Below are 15,415 nucleotides of genomic sequence, written 5' to 3' on the forward strand. Positions count from 1 at the left end.
ATCTTTTACAACCGATACGGGAATACGGTCAATTACCCCTCCATCCACTAATAAGCGGCCATCTATTTTCTCTGGAACAAACACCCCTGGCACAGATATACTAGCTCGAACCGCCTCCGCAATCGGACCGCTTGTAAAAACAACTTTTTCCCCCTTCAAAATGTCAGTAGCCACAACAGCCGTCGGGATATCTAACTCTTCTAAATTTTTATTATATGTAAACATTTTAATCATATCTTTAATACGTTTTCCAGCAATAAATCCCATTTTAGGAATTGTAAAATCCAAATAATATTTCCTTTTAAAAACAGCTGCCAATTTATACAGTCTTTCAACGTCACAACTCGCTGCATAGAATGTACCAATTAACGCTCCTATACTACTACCTGCTATCATATGAATAGGGATACCAGCTTCCCTTAATACTTTTATTACCCCTATGTGAGCAAAACCTTTTGCACCTCCGGATCCAAGCGCTAAACCGATTTTTGGTTCCTTCATTTTTCTCACCCTTTAATTTTTTTCATTCCTTTTTCATACTTATGGTCTAAATTCACCACATATCCACGTATACTGAAATGAACGTTTTTGGGACAAAGGGGGATTTTCTTACATGTACGAAAAATGGAAAACTGCTTTTCTTACCATATCAATGTTATTTTTAACCTTTTCTCTTGTACTTCACCCCCAAGCTGCTTTGCAAGCTTCCATTCGCGGGTTAAATATATGGTGGGAAGTTGTATTCCCTTCACTACTACCGTTTTTCATCATTGCGGAACTTCTAATCAGTATTGGTATTGTAAAATTTATCGGTGTTATATTAGAACCACTAATGCGTCCACTGTTTCGTGTTCCAGGGGTAGGTGGGTTTGTTTGGGCAATGGGAATGGCTTCAGGATTCCCCGCTGGCGCCAAATTAAGCGCTAGACTACGCAAGAGCAATCAACTAACACAAATCGAAGCGGAACGACTCGTATCTTTCACAAATTCTTCTAATCCACTTTTTATTTTCGGAGCGGTTTCTATTGGTTTTTTCAATAATCCGAAATTAGGGCTCGTATTAGCAGCAGCACATTATATAAGTAACTTTATCGTCGGATTACTTATGCGCTTTTATGGTAATAACGATACTTACATAAAAGACAAACATACGAATCAAAAGCGTGCCTTTCAAAACCCTTTTTCCATCCTCCACCAAACACGTATGCAAGAAAAAAGACCGATTGGAAAACTACTCGGTGACGCTATCGTTTCTTCTATTCAAACATTRCTCATGATTGGTGGGTTTATTATTTTATTCTCTGTTTTAAATAAAATGATTACTGTTTTCGAAATTACAGAAGCGCTTTCTTTTATTATGCAACATATTTTATCATTCTTCCAACTTACATCCCAATTTAGTATTCCGATATTATCCGGTATTTTTGAAATGACGCTTGGAAGCCAAATGATTAGTCAAATTAATGAATCAACACTTCTTCAACAAGCGATGGTAACAAGCTTCATTTTAGCATTTAGCGGCCTTTCTATTCAGGCACAAGTAGCAAGCATATTAGCGGAGACAGATATCCGCTTTAAACCATATTTTTTAGCTCGAATTATCCAAAGTATTCTCGCTCCTATTTTCACTTTTATATTTTGGGGGCCATTTTATGAAAAGGTTCATTCTTTCTCGCCTACGCAAGAAGATCTTCCCGTATTTTTATTGAATCATTCTTACACACTAACTGATATTTGGACATCATTTATACACTACGGACCAATCTTCACCTTATTTTGTTTATATTTATATGTTATCTTATTGTTTTTACGCATTCATAAAGAAAAACCCCGTTCACTTTAACGGGGTTTGAAACTTTTCTTTTAAAGCACGCTCTACAATCGGAGGAACAAGGTCTACTACACTTCCCCCATATCTCGCAACTTCTTTCACAATACTTGAACTTAAAAATGAATATTGATTATTTGTCATAATGAAGAAGGTTTCGATATTTTCGTCTAATTTTCGATTCATTGAAGTAATTTGCATCTCATATTCAAAATCAGAAACCGCTCGCAAACCACGTAATATTGCATTTGCATTACGCATTTTTGCATATTCCACCAATAATCCACTATGTGAATCAACTTTTACATTCGGTATATCCTTTGTCGCCTCTCGAATTAACTCTAGGCGTTCTTCTACCGAAAAGAATGGTTTTTTTGATGAATTGTTTAAAACAACTACATATACTTCATCAAATACTTTTGCTCCCCTTTTAATAATATCCAAATGTCCAAGGGTAATTGGATCAAAACTCCCTGAAGAAATAGCTATACTTGTCATTCTGTCCCCTCACCTTCATACTTATAAATCGAAATTGCTGTAATCCCGTAGTTTTCTGCCCGTACTTTTACAAGTTCCCCTATGGAATCAGGTAAAACCACGTCATCCCCATGCTCTGCCATAATGATGCCATCTTTATTTAACAATCCATGTTGATCGATCACACTAATTAAAGACACAATTTTTTGACCTTTATATGGAGGGTCTATTAGTATAAGATCGAATGATATTTCACGCTTTATAAGCGCCTTTACCGCCCGTTCCGCATCATTTCGATACACTTCAGCTTGTTCTTGTATTCTACAGCTTTCTAAATTTTGATGAATGACTTTTATCGCTTTACTATCTCGGTCAACAAAAATCGCTTTATCAATCCCTCTACTTATGGCCTCAATTCCAAGACCACCACTACCACCAAATAAGTCAAGAGCGATACCACCATCATAATAAGGACCTATCATATTAAAAATAGATTCTTTCACTTTATCTGTCGTTGGACGTGTTGTATTACCAAGTACCGCTTTAAGTGGGTGCCCTTTACATTTTCCTGAAACTACTCTCATCTGTTGTCACTACCTTTATTTCAATCTATCGAGCGATTACAGTAAATCCATCTCAAGTCAGTAACCGCTACCAAACCATACAATTCTTCACTAATTCGTTACTTAACCTATAGAGAACTTTAGTTAAAATAACCGTTCGCTATTTCTTGCATATTCATCTCACTATTTGCGAACAAAAACCCTTTATGTACATCAGTTCCACTTTACCTTTTTTATCCTATCATAAAATAAAAAAAAGAAAAATAAAAAGCCTAACATAAATTTTAATTTCATTATGTATATCTTCATTCAGATTGGACATAAATAAATATAACAACATCATCTTCGATGTTGTTGCCAACCGCGGAGAAGACTTACGTTTCCCCATAAGTTCTTCCTCCGGTTTCTCCTCTCCCTTTGCCTTCTTACTAGTAGTACATACTAGTATTAGAAGGGCCCTGCTTTGCAGGGTTTTTTTATTTGTCTACTTTTCATTTAAAAAGTGAGATGGTACAGTAAAAGAAAGAGGAGGAAAAAATATGATTCAACGCTTTATAGAACTCGGAGAAGGCTACTCTGACTTATATGAATTACTTGAAATTGCCAAAACAAACCAAGAACGTGTAACACATATGCTACAATTCGAAACTGTAAAAAACGAAAAAAAAATGTGTTCACTTGTTGTAATACTAAAACCGACAACTACTGGTGATTTCCAACCATTATACATATGTCGTGAAGGCATTCCTTTACTGGAAAATAAGAAAAGTAAACGTGTCGTTTTATTTGAAGAAATGGCGGAACAAATAGGGAAAAAAGTTACTCCCTTTACTGTAAAACCATCAACAACTTTCCCTGAAAAAGAACTATTTTTTAATCATCTAATTGGTATTTTACGAATGAACAATTTCATTCCTCCAATGAAATAACACGTTATTTCAAATAAAAAAATCCCCTGCTAAATTTAGCAGGGGATTTTTTCACTTAGCTATAATCGTATTCTTTTGCCCGATCAGGACGCGAATTTTCGAATTCTGTTTTTAAAAATGGGCGATACGACTGTTCTACTTTTTTCACAAAAGGAAGTTTATTCAATTTTTGCATCATATGCTCAATTTGTTCCATATCACAATATACAACGGCATATTTCAAACGTTTTGATATGTAATGAATGTTACCATATTTCCTTAAAATCTTGGCATGTTTCAATGAATGTAAATAAACAATCATACTTTGTCGTTGCCCGAACATAATCTTCTCCATCTTCTCCTTTTAAAAACTTATATTCTTATATTTTATGAAAACCAATCAAAAATTTATGACATTAAAGGACAAACTCTGTATACGTTTTCTTCTATATTCTAAAAAACAGGGTAAATTACCCCGTTTTTTTACAACCACAACCGCCTCCGGTACCACAACCACCGCCACAGCCACCCGCATCAAAAAACGGATTTCCTGTTGGGACTTTAACGGAAGATGACACCTCAGAACCTATTGCTACACTAACTTCATCTAATAACTTTTGTAAAGCAGTTTCTGCTCTTTTAAAGGCTGCAACCTTATCATGCATATCTACAGAACGCTTTAATTCCCTCATTTTCGTTGAAACGAAAGTATAATCAGGATGATATTTACCAAAACGTTGCACTTCTTCGTATCGCTCTTTCATCACTGTAAATTGCTGAATTAGCGTCTGGACCTCTATATCTTCTTGTAAATCCTTATAATACTTACGATAATCTTCTGCTATATCTGAACAGATAATCGCTTTTGCAAGCTGCTCTGCCTTATCTAAAATCAATACGCTTTCCAGCGTCGCTACAATCATGAGAGACACCTCCGAGTATTCATCATAACACATTTGGAACAGAACTACTAATTGAAGTGTCTCACCTAAAAGAAAGATATGATACTAACTACTTTTCATACCATCCCCTTGCACTCTTATACACTAATATGCTCCGCAATATTATATTTAAGAACATCCCATTTCCCGCTATTCTCTTTCACGTAGCTAATACATGCGTTTTTTAACGGCGTTTTAAATGTAATTTCATCTGGTGCAATTGCGTGTAAAATAGCTTTTATTGCATGTGAATGCRCAACAATGATAATACGTTTATCTCCATGTGCTACTGCAACCTCTTGTAAAGCCGTAAAACAGCGCTCTACAATTTCTTTATCCTGCTCCATTCCTTCTACATTACCTTCTGCAATTAACTCTCTAACGGCCGCAACTGGTTTCCCAGAAGCTTCCCCAAAATTACGTTCCATAAATCGCTCATCTAATAAAATAGATGGTAATCCAATAGCCCCAGCAATTTCCTTAGCTGTTTCTTGCGCTCTAATTAACGGACTACTTATAATTATATCCCACGATTCCGCTTGCAAGGCAGCTGCACTTTGACTCGCTTGCTTCTTCCCAACCTCGTTAAGTGGAATATCTTCGCGCCCTTGAATAATCTCTTGAAAGTTCCAATCAGTTTGTCCATGTCGTACTAAACAAATTTCCGTCATGCTGCAACTCCTTTTTTAAATAATGCGATTCTATTGTAACAAAAGTTTTGCATAACGGACATAGTTTTCCCTTCCAATTACGTCGTATTTTGCTGCTTCATATACTGGAACATATCAATCATAATTGAAGCAACCGCCAATTGATTTTGAAATTTTTCCACTTTATCTGGTATCGTTTTTTTGAAATGCTGCATGGCAGCTAACTCAAAAGCTTCTTTTTCTTCTGGGTTACGCGTCAATTTCCGGTACCAGTATGGCTGTTCCCGAATATAGCGAGCTAAATCCTCATCAGCTTTTATAAACTCCATAAGCTCTGCTCTCATCCTCTTTCCCCCTAATCCTTTTGAAAGAAAAAAGGATTATTTTCAGAAGTACTTTGTTCTGGCTGCGCGCGGTTCCCTTGAAATTGTTGGATAACTTGTTGCACGCTACCAATCGCACTCGTTACATTTGCTAAATGATGTTGCATTTGCTCTACGTCTAACTTTTTAAAGAAAGAAAGCATTTGCCCCATCACATCAGCAGTTTTTTCCTCTTCTGTTCGACTTTCTTTTTCTTCTTTATTTTCTTTTACCGAAGAAAAAGCAGGTGCTCCATCAGGTCTATACGCTGTCCATATTTGATCTTCTTCACCAAGTAAGTACCATTCTTCATAAAATTGCTGCCAAGTTTTTTGACCACTTCTAACCTCATGAACCATTTTAGGGTGATGGTTTACAAACTCTTTAAACTGTTGAACCRATGGATGTAACGGCCCTTTTGTTGTTGGCATAATCCTCACCTCTTCATGTATATCTACTATATTGTAAGAAAAAAAAGGCACATGGTTCGCCTATTTTTAGACGATTCATGCACCTTTTTATCTCCCTATTTGTGGACAGTAAGACTCCCACTGATTAAAGTTTCATTTTATTTTCGGATAAAGTTTTGAGTATAAAATTTATCATATACCCCAACACCTAATCCAGTAAATTGTTCATTTAATACATTCTTTCTGTGACCCTCACTATTTAACCAACCTTGTACCGCCGCAATTCCATCACTATGTTGCGCCGCTATATTCTCACCAGCAAGTTGAAAAGCCACTTGCCCACGTTGCAAACGATCTCCTAACGTACCAAAAGTAGGTGAATCGTGTGAAAAATAATTATTATCCTTCATATCTTTACTATGGCCAAATGCAACATCTGCAGTTTGTTGGTCCCATGTTAACAACGGTAATTGATGACGACTTCGAATAACATTTGTTAAATCGAGAATTTGTTGCATATTCCCATTTTCAACTTGCTTCATTTTTTCTGGCGTCAGCGGCTGTTCCGCTATTAATTCACCTGAATAAACAAGTTGATATGGTCTTTGTCGTAATAACGTTTCATCATCCATATAACGAAGACCAACAAGCTCATGTGTAAAGTGATCAAAGTATAATTGTGCCCATCCATCTTCTACAGGTACTAGCGGTTGTTCCATTACTTCCGTATCAGATAACTCAAATTGATAACTATTCTTTCCTCTTTTTAATGAAATCTCATGTGAAAGTGGATTCTTTTTATATACCTCTTCATACTTTTCATTTATATAATAGGGAGCCACCTTAACTTGCTCACCAGCAACATACGCCGTTACAACTTTACGTTCAGCAACTCCAAATTGAACATACTGAGCTAAATCTTGGTTATACACCCACCATTCATATCCATAAGCAGACGGCTCTATTCGAGACGGCTCGCCCCACTTCGCTAATAAATTCTCAGAGTCCCCACCAATCATACTTAAAACAGTATCTGTGGATTCTTCATTTACTTGCTTCTTCTTTTTCACAATTTTATTTTCTTGCTTAGAGTGAGATGGGGTTAATATATATTGTGATACGAGTAACTTCCCGTATAAATCAACAGCTAAAATTAAAAATGTAATCATTACGATACGCAATAATTTCTTCAAACGATATACCTCCTGAACAAAGCATAAAATCGAGATATACACAAATCCTTTTCTTTCCTTTTTTGTGTGTACCGTACTCTTTTCACTATATCATATTTTCACGAAAAAAGTCTGGAATATCCCTTTTCTCGCAATATGAATTGCACTTTCTTATTATTCATACTATTATAAAAATAATGCACTAACATTAAAAGAAGGAGGTATTCTATGCAATTTACAAATACAAACTTTAATGATGCAGTCGTTGATTTAACTCTTTTAACTGAGATTATGGAAAACAATCATTTTGTACTTGCTGGACAATGGGATTACGAACGCGTTACATATGATTATAAATTTGAAATATTAAAGGATATTTATTATTTACGTGTACAAGGATTTGCTGTTGAAGGTGACATCGGCGGCAGACACGCTCAAGTAAAACTATTGCCACCCTTATTAGGAAAACATTATTATCCTCATGGCGTTGAATATGGAGATGATGAGATTTTCCCAACGAATGTACTTCAAAAAAGCGAACAACTCCTACAAAATATTGAAAAAGAGTTGAAAGAATTTCAAATTATTGAATAACAAAAAAACTAGCGCATTAACACGATGCGCTAGTTTTTATTTCGTCTGCAAATAAGGAGGTAACTCTTGCAGCTGCTCTTTATCCTTTTCACGCTCTCTACGTGCCCAGTTAAAGAACACATAACCGATAATCGTACCGTACACTATTTCCTGGACAATTTTCATAATGATACCACCTGTTTGCTGGTCTTGTACTACCGGCATCCAATGTAAAAATTCTGGTCCAGTTATATTTAAATCTGATAAAGTACCCGCCGGTACACAGAGTTCCATTGCCTTCATCCAAGCGGCCGGATCTGTATATGTTGCAAATAATGGTGCAGTCGCAAAAATTATTAACGCACAAGCTGGCGTTAATAACATACCATTAGCAAACATATAACCAAGCTTCTTAATATCACTTAAAGTTTGATATTCTGGCAGCGGATTTAACATCGGCCACCACATCATCATTGCTGCAAAAAACAATATAGCAAGGCAAATCGGATGCGCTATTTGACTTTGTTTTACTGCATCAAAAACAATTGGCAAATGATAAAAGGAAAACAGGCCATTAAATACAAACAACGCAATAAGCGGCTTAGCAAAAAACTTTATCACAATTTGAATGAACTTAAAAGAAGTAATATAACGATATAACCAAACTGGTATACCAAGCAGTAATAACGGCGGCACCGCAATATACATTACTGCCATCTCAAACATATGTGCACTAAATATAATATGACCAATTAAATCAATAGGTCCTCCCTTTACAAAATACAAAAGAACAATCCCGGTCGTAAAATAAAAAATTTGCTTCTTACTTACCTTCGTCGCATTTTCAAATCGCGTTCTATATGGTCCAATAATTAAAAAATAACTAATAAGAATCGAGATCATAAATAATAAAAAAATTGGACTCCATAAAGCTTGAAAACCAAATACCCATAAGTTTTCCATTTCCACACCTACCTTTTCAAAATCCTTATATTTCATATAAAAAGAGGGCTATGATAAATCAGAGCCCCCTACTATCACTGTTTAAATCCACACAATTGTCATAAAGGCTAATATTGTTAATAAACCAATTAACAATCCAGAGTACAAGAAGAAACTCGCCGCTTCATGCCCTTTATGACTCATATGCATGAAATAATATAACTGAAATATAACTTGAATGACTGCTAACAATAATATAAATGGAACCGAAAAAATCGGGCTAAATGTTTTCGGATATGCCACCGCTGCAAATGCAACTAATGTTAAAAAAATCATTAGTGAAAATGTAACAACTTGGTGCTTCATTTCCTCTGCACTTTTTCTCTTCCGATAAACAAGATCCACCTTAGGATTATTCGTTTGCTTAACCGCCATTGTTTATCCCACCATTCCCATCAAATATACTACAGTGAAAATAAACACCCAAACTACGTCAATAAAGTGCCAATAAATTGATGCAACATAAAACTTTGGTGCGTTGTATAAATTTAAACCTCTCTTCGCGTTTCTAAAGATTAATGTTAAAATCCAACATAATCCAAACAACACGTGGAGCCCGTGTGTACCAACAAGAGCATAAAATGCAGAACCAAATGCACTACTTCTCATAGTATGCTTAAATTCATGCGTATAATGATAAAACTCATATATTTCAAACCCCAAAAATCCTAAGCCAAGCAACACTGTTACAAGTAACCAAAGTTGCATTTTCTTAAAGTTAAAATTTTTCATATGATACATTGCGTATACACTCGTTAAACTACTTGTTAACAAAAGCATCGTCATTATGAAAACGAGTGGCATTTGAAACATCTCTTGAGATGTTGGTCCACCATTTGTAGAGTTCTTTAACGCTAAATATGTKCCAAATAAGGAAGCGAACAACACTGTTTCGCCTCCAAGAAATAACCAAAAACCAACAAACTTATTTTTCCCCTCAAGGGTTGCTTTTTCAGGCTCTGCTGGAAATGTTTCATTCGTTAATTTCTCATCTACATGCATTACGCCTTGCCCCCCTTATCATCTAGATCTTCCTTATGAATATGATATCCATGATCATCAATTACTGAACGAAGGAACATTGTACCAAACGTAATGATTAAACCGATAATCGCTACTAATAACCAAAATTTATCTTTGCCACCCTGCATATACATCGCACCAAAAGCAGCTATAAATAGACCTAGAGAAATAATAAACGGTGAAAATGAAGAATTTGGCATATGAATATCACCGACCGGTTCCGCTGCTGTCATCTCTTTATTACCCTCACGTTTTTCAATCCAAAACGGATCTAATCCACGAACAAATGGTAACTGTTTGAAATTATATTCCGGTGTAGGGGCTGGCATTGTCCACTCTAACGTACGCGCATCCCACGGATCACGACCAGCCTTCTCTTTTGATACCGTTGTTTTTATTACATTGAATAAAAGAACAATCGTTCCAAGAGCCATAAACACTGCTCCAATAGAACTAATCATATTCCCCATTTCCAATCCTTGCCCCTCTAGATATGTGTAGTAACGACGCGGCATACCGATTAGACCCAGGAAATGCTGAATAAAGAACGTTAAATGGAAACCGATAAAGAATAACCAAAATGTTATCTTTCCTAACGTTTCATTTAATACTTTATTAAACATAAGTGGCCAATAATAATGCGCACCTGCAAGTAAACCAAATACAACACCACCAACAATTACATAATGAAAGTGTGCTACTACGAAATAATTATCATGAAACTGATAATCAGCTGGTGCAGAAGCAAGCATAACTCCTGTAACTCCACCCATAACGAAGGATGGAATAAAAGCTACCGCCCACATCATTGGTGTTGTAAACCTAATACTTCCACCCCACATTGTAAAGAGCCAGTTAAATATTTTAATACCCGTCGGAACTGCAATTGCCATTGTTGCAACCGAGAAGATAGCATTTGCAACAGGCCCAAGACCAACAGTAAACATATGATGCGCCCATACCATAAATCCTAAAAATCCTATTAATACTGTCGCGAACACCATCGAGGAATAACCGAATAATCGTTTTTTCGAAAATGTAGCGAAGATTTCTGAGAATATTCCGAAAGCTGGGAGTATAAGAATGTATACTTCCGGATGACCGAAGATCCAGAATAAATGCTCCCATATAATCGTGTTCCCACCTAGTGCCGGATTAAAGAAACTTGTGCCAAATAAACGATCTAACATTAAAAGTCCTAATCCTACAGTTAATGGTGGAAATGCAAATAAAATAAGTGAAGATGTTACAAATGTTGTCCATGTAAACATCGGCATGCGCATGTAAGTCATCCCTGGCGCGCGCATATTAATAATTGTAACAAGGAAGTTAATACCTCCAATTAATGTACCGATACCTGATATTTGCAAGCCGAGTACATAAAAATCAACACCATGTCCTTTAGAGGCTAAAGCTAAAGATGCATACGATGTCCACCCTGCATCAGGCGCTCCTCCTAAAAACCAACTTAAATTTAAAAATAATCCACCAAAGAAAAATAACCAAAATCCGAGCGAATTCAAAAACGGGAACGCCACATCACGTGCTCCAATTTGAAGTGGTACAGCGGCGTTCATAAATGCAAACACGAGTGGCATAGCTGCGAGGAAAATCATTGTTGTACCGTGCATCGTTAATACTTGATTATAGGCATCCCCAACAAGAAAAGCATTGTTAGGAATCGCTAACTGCAGGCGAATAAATAGTGCTTCTATTCCACCTATTACAAAAAACAATCCACCTGCAATTAAATAGAGAATGGCAATCTTTTTATGGTCTACTGTCGTTAAATAATCCCATATGACAGCACCCATCCCCTGTTTTTTTGCTACAGAACTCACGTTTTCAACCTCCCCTTCGCAAATGATCCCTCTTTACTTTTCAATCTTTAACGTTTGTAAATATGCATTTAATGCATTAATTTGATCATCCGTTAAGTTGCCATATTTACCAGTCATTTTATTACCTGGTTTCATATTTTCAGGATCTTTGAGCCATTTTTTTAAGTTCTCTTCATTATTTTCGGCAATACCAGCAACCATATCGCGATCTGCAAAGTTTGCTAAGTTCGGTGCGATACGAGCAGAAGGTGGTCTACTATCATTTGATCCAACTGCATGACAACCAATGCAGCTTTTATTAAATATTTCTTGACCTTCTTGCGCCTTTGTAGAAGCTACTTCTTTTTTCCCATCAATCTTCTTCATGTCAGCAAGCCATTTTTTGTACTCGCTTTCATCCAGAGCTTTCACTTTGAACTGCATTAAAGAATGTGATGGGCCACAAAATTCTGTGCAAAAACCATTATAAGTGCCCGATTTATCTGCCTTTAACCACATTTTGTTTACATTATCTGTATTTGTATCCATTTTCCCAGCTAAAGATGGAACCCAAAACGAATGTTTAATATCGGCACCCTTCAAATTCAAATACACTTTCTTACCTGTGGGGATAACTAAATCTTGAGAAGTTACTATTTTTTCTGATTTATAAGAAAATTCCCACCAATAAAGATTCGCTGTTACATCAACAACGATAGTATCTTTATCAATATTCTTTTTCTCCATCGCACTTACATCAGCAAGCTTGAATGTATATGTAACAGTCGGAACAGCCAAGATTAACAAAAGAATAATCGGAATAACTGTCCATATAATTTCTAGTTTGTGATTTCCTTCAACTTGCTCTGGAATATAATCTTCCTCACCCTTTTTTTGTCGGAAACGCACAATTACATATAAGAAAATAATAGTAACTACAAGTACTACTCCTACCATGATTGCACTCGCTAGCAAGAGCAAATCATATTGCATTTTTGCTACTTCCCCTTGCGGAATTAAAGTAGACTGAAAAGCTTTACCGCATCCCCCTAACAGTAAAGCCAGCAGTGAAACGAACGAAAGCAGTCGCCACTGTTTCTTCATACAAACAACCCCCACTTTCTTTGTGAATTAGATTGTACTTTATAGTTAAGTAAAGTAAATCTCAACGTAAAGAAATCCAATTATGTCGTTGTCTTAGAAGAATGTAACTACAATCATTGACACAAATAAGATTGTTAAGTAATTCAGGGAATAAACAAACATTTTTACGGACCACTTGATGTCATCTTGCTTACGGAAGCCATAAAACCCTAATGCGATCCATCCGATGTTAAGCAATGTTGCAATTACCATGAATGTTATTCCAAGCCCACTCATATAAAATGGTAGTGGTAATAAACATACTGTCCAAATCATAATCTGACGTTTCGTAATATCAAATCCCTGTACAACAGGAAGCATTGGGATTCCTGCATTTCGATATTCATCAACACGCTTCATCGCTAATGCGAGGAAATGTGGGATTTGCCAAATAAACATAATTAAAAATAACATCCAAGCAATTGGATGATTTAAAGACGGATCAATTGCCGCCCATCCAATTAAAGGTGGAACTGCTCCTGATATACTACCTACAACAGTATTTAACGTATATTTTCTCTTCGTCCATAACGTATATAAAACAACATACGTGAAGGCACCAATAAATGAGATTAACACTGCCATCGGTGTAGTAAGTAATAAAAATGCAAAGCCAAGAAGTAAAATTACAAGTCCAAATGCAAGTGCAAAGCCAGGTTTATATTTACCTGTTACCGTTGGACGGTTTTTTGTTCTTTCCATTAATGGATCGATATCTCGGTCAATGTAGTTATTTAAACAACATACCCCAGCCATAATTAATGCAGAACCAACGATTGTGAAAAATAGCTTATCTAGATTGTCCATAACACTCAATCCATTAAAATGTAAAGCCAACCAAAATCCTGTAAATACAGTAAGTGTATTTGAGTTTACAATCCCCATTTTAACGAGCGCTGATAAATCTTGTAACCGAGTTGTTTCCGGTACACTTGAAACAGCTGACTCATCATGCAGCTCACTTGTTGCATGGTTCATCACTTTAACCCCCTCTTAAACCTATCATCTTTCTAAGCACATATTTCATGTGAAATATTTCGCTTCTATACAGCAATATTATTACAGTAGAAATATTGTTAACCCATTCTACTACTAATCTACGCCCATACTCCAATATATTAAATCACATTTCCCGAACATTTTGTGAAGAAAACATGAACTTTTTGTGTCGAACATTAAAAAACTTTATTCCAGTTTATCCTTATCATAACATGATGTTATCTTCTATAATAAACTATTTTGTCATATTTAGCATGTATTCTCCCCATTTCTTTTCAAAACAGCCTGAATTTCACCTAAAATATGTATTTAAAATCCCATTTTTTTCTTTATACTACGTAGGTTGTCCTCGCCCTCCATTTCTTTGCTATTTTATTATTTTTTATATATCATAGGACTGTAGCACGTTTTATTCTATACATAATGGAATGAAAATATTTCGCAATAACTTCATAGCAGAAAGATGGTGAAAGAGATTGCAACGCTTTATTAAATGGTTAGCAGTCATTACAAGTCTCGATTTATTAGTAGTTTTACTAGGAGGCGCTTTAGTTACAAAAACAGGTTCAGGCCAAGGATGCGGCAAATCATGGCCACTTTGTAACGGTGAATGGTTTCCATCTAATTTATCAATGGAAACTATTATTGAGCTAAGTCACCGCTTAACATCGGGATCAGCAGGAATCCTTGTTACTCTTCTTTGTATCTTGTCCTGGAAATATTATAAACATGTGCGCGAAACAAAAACGTTAGCAATTTTATCCTTCGTATTTTTAGTTGCACAAGCATTAATGGGGGCGGCAGCAGTTGTTTGGGGACAAATGCCTGCAGTATTAGCTATTCATTTCGGTATTTCCTTAATTTCATTTGCTTCTGTCATCTTGTTAACGTGTCTTATTTTTGAAATTGATCAGAAATTTGATGCACGTTCACTTATTATGGACAAAAAAATGAAATTTCATATTTATGGTGTAACAATTTACAGTTATATTGTTGTCTACACAGGAGCTTTAGTACGTCACGAACGAGCTACCTTAGCCTGTCCAGACTTCCCTTTATGTAGTAAAAACAGACCTATGCCAACTCAACTACATGAGTGGGTCCAAATGGGGCATAGAGTTGCAGCGATGTTAATATTCGTTTGGATACTTTACGCGATGTTTATAGCTATTCGTCATTACAAGCAGCAGCGTGTAGTATACTGGGGATGGATTATTTCATTTATCCTTGTTACACTTCAAGCTATAGTAGGGATTTTAGTCGTATTTACAAATGCTAGTTTAGCAATGGCATTATTACATTCACTCTTCATTTCTTGCCTGTTTGCTGTACTATGCTATTTAGTTATGATAGGTACAAGAAGTACAGTCAATGCAAAAGAAACTGAATCAACTTCTAAACAAAACAAAGTAAAACTTTAATACCTTGCCAATTCGGCAAGGTATTATTTACACACAAAAAAGAGCTGCTTTTGAACTGCACCCCAGTTGTTAGACACAGTCTAACAACTGGAGGTGCAGTTTTTCTATGGCTAAATTTACAGC

19 protein-coding genes are annotated in these 15,415 nt (G+C 36.0%); 4 read left to right on the forward strand and 15 right to left on the reverse strand.

Features of this window, described 5'->3' with window-relative positions; genetic code table 11:
* Positions 1-501 (reverse strand): patatin-like phospholipase family protein (locus AC1DTM_RS10265; RefSeq protein WP_477000207.1); only part of this gene is annotated, 501 nt, incomplete at its 3' end.
* A gap of 112 nt (positions 502-613) precedes the next feature.
* Here AC1DTM_RS10265 and ylbJ point away from each other — a divergent pair.
* Complete coding sequence (ylbJ, locus tag AC1DTM_RS10270; RefSeq protein WP_016106037.1) at positions 614-1,843, forward strand: sporulation integral membrane protein YlbJ; 1,230 nt, start codon at positions 614-616, stop codon at positions 1,841-1,843.
* Here the strand turns inward: ylbJ and coaD are convergent.
* The gene (gene coaD, locus AC1DTM_RS10275; RefSeq protein ID WP_000200601.1) at positions 1,835-2,326 is read right to left on the reverse strand and encodes a pantetheine-phosphate adenylyltransferase; all 492 of its coding nucleotides are present in this window, start codon (positions 2,324-2,326) and stop codon (positions 1,835-1,837) included. The two genes, ylbJ and coaD, sit on opposite strands and share 9 nt — an antisense overlap.
* The gene (gene rsmD / locus AC1DTM_RS10280; protein ID WP_016106038.1) at positions 2,323-2,889 is read right to left on the reverse strand and encodes a 16S rRNA (guanine(966)-N(2))-methyltransferase RsmD; all 567 of its coding nucleotides are present in this window, start codon (positions 2,887-2,889) and stop codon (positions 2,323-2,325) included. Before rsmD ends, coaD begins: the two co-directional genes overlap by 4 nt.
* A 518-nt stretch (positions 2,890-3,407) precedes the next feature.
* Here rsmD and AC1DTM_RS10285 point away from each other — a divergent pair.
* Positions 3,408-3,797, forward strand: a complete 390-nt coding sequence (locus tag AC1DTM_RS10285) for a DUF7147 family protein (RefSeq protein ID WP_002111466.1) — start codon at positions 3,408-3,410, stop codon at positions 3,795-3,797.
* Positions 3,798-3,852: 55 nt separating this feature from the next.
* Here AC1DTM_RS10285 and AC1DTM_RS10290 read toward each other — a convergent pair whose 3' ends face one another.
* The 6 genes from AC1DTM_RS10290 to AC1DTM_RS10315 all read right to left on the reverse strand — a co-directional run bounded on the left by AC1DTM_RS10290 (position 3,853) and on the right by AC1DTM_RS10315 (position 7,332).
* Positions 3,853-4,119, reverse strand: a complete 267-nt coding sequence (locus AC1DTM_RS10290) for a YlbG family protein (RefSeq protein ID WP_002088292.1) — start codon at positions 4,117-4,119, stop codon at positions 3,853-3,855.
* A 127-nt stretch (positions 4,120-4,246) separates the two neighbouring features.
* Positions 4,247-4,699: a YlbF/YmcA family competence regulator gene (locus tag AC1DTM_RS10295; protein ID WP_002111468.1), complete on the reverse strand. Its 453-nt coding sequence runs from the start codon at positions 4,697-4,699 to the stop codon at positions 4,247-4,249.
* A 116-nt stretch (positions 4,700-4,815) separates the two neighbouring features.
* Complete coding sequence (locus AC1DTM_RS10300; RefSeq protein WP_477000208.1) at positions 4,816-5,388, reverse strand: histidine phosphatase family protein; 573 nt, start codon at positions 5,386-5,388, stop codon at positions 4,816-4,818.
* A gap of 77 nt (positions 5,389-5,465) precedes the next feature.
* Entirely contained in the window at positions 5,466-5,711 is a 246-nt protein-coding gene (locus tag AC1DTM_RS10305; RefSeq protein WP_002014770.1) for a YlbE-like family protein, read from the reverse strand.
* 11 nt (positions 5,712-5,722) lie between these two features.
* Positions 5,723-6,160 carry a YlbD family protein gene (locus AC1DTM_RS10310; RefSeq protein WP_477000209.1) on the reverse strand — a complete coding sequence of 146 codons (438 nt, stop codon included), beginning with the start codon at positions 6,158-6,160 and terminating at the stop codon, positions 5,723-5,725.
* 137 nt (positions 6,161-6,297) lie between these two features.
* Complete coding sequence (locus AC1DTM_RS10315; protein WP_002111471.1) at positions 6,298-7,332, reverse strand: CAP domain-containing protein; 1,035 nt, start codon at positions 7,330-7,332, stop codon at positions 6,298-6,300.
* Positions 7,333-7,539: 207 nt separating this feature from the next.
* On the opposite strand from AC1DTM_RS10315, the gene AC1DTM_RS10320 reads away from it, so the two are divergent.
* On the forward strand, positions 7,540-7,905 hold the full coding sequence (locus tag AC1DTM_RS10320; protein ID WP_002066906.1) for a YugN family protein: 366 nt from the start codon (positions 7,540-7,542) through the stop codon (positions 7,903-7,905).
* Between the two features lie 36 nt (positions 7,906-7,941).
* Here AC1DTM_RS10320 and ctaG read toward each other — a convergent pair whose 3' ends face one another.
* The 6 genes from ctaG to ctaB all read right to left on the reverse strand — a co-directional run bounded on the left by ctaG (position 7,942) and on the right by ctaB (position 13,850).
* Entirely contained in the window at positions 7,942-8,847 is a 906-nt protein-coding gene (ctaG, locus tag AC1DTM_RS10325; protein WP_002160689.1) for a cytochrome c oxidase assembly factor CtaG, read from the reverse strand.
* An 81-nt stretch (positions 8,848-8,928) separates the two neighbouring features.
* Positions 8,929-9,261, reverse strand: coding sequence for a cytochrome c oxidase subunit IVB (ctaF, locus tag AC1DTM_RS10330; protein WP_002014776.1), 333 nt, complete (start codon positions 9,259-9,261; stop codon positions 8,929-8,931).
* A 3-nt stretch (positions 9,262-9,264) separates the two neighbouring features.
* A complete protein-coding gene (gene ctaE / locus AC1DTM_RS10335) occupies positions 9,265-9,888 on the reverse strand; it encodes a cytochrome c oxidase subunit III (RefSeq protein WP_000557861.1) in 624 nt (207 codons plus the stop codon).
* Positions 9,888-11,723, reverse strand: a complete 1,836-nt coding sequence (gene ctaD, locus AC1DTM_RS10340) for a cytochrome c oxidase subunit I (RefSeq protein WP_171903074.1) — start codon at positions 11,721-11,723, stop codon at positions 9,888-9,890. Before ctaD ends, ctaE begins: the two co-directional genes overlap by 1 nt.
* A gap of 60 nt (positions 11,724-11,783) precedes the next feature.
* Positions 11,784-12,833 (reverse strand): cytochrome c oxidase subunit II, encoded by a 1,050-nt coding sequence (gene coxB, locus AC1DTM_RS10345; protein WP_002088304.1) that lies wholly within the window; start codon positions 12,831-12,833, stop codon positions 11,784-11,786.
* A 93-nt stretch (positions 12,834-12,926) separates the two neighbouring features.
* Positions 12,927-13,850: a protoheme IX farnesyltransferase gene (ctaB, locus tag AC1DTM_RS10350; RefSeq protein ID WP_002111479.1), complete on the reverse strand. Its 924-nt coding sequence runs from the start codon at positions 13,848-13,850 to the stop codon at positions 12,927-12,929.
* A gap of 497 nt (positions 13,851-14,347) precedes the next feature.
* Between ctaB and ctaA the strand changes: the two genes are divergently transcribed.
* Positions 14,348-15,292: a heme A synthase gene (gene ctaA / locus AC1DTM_RS10355; RefSeq protein ID WP_016106039.1), complete on the forward strand. Its 945-nt coding sequence runs from the start codon at positions 14,348-14,350 to the stop codon at positions 15,290-15,292.
* Positions 15,293-15,415: the final 123 nt, after the last annotated feature.

Source organism: Bacillus sp. P4_D3, from assembly GCF_056401855.1.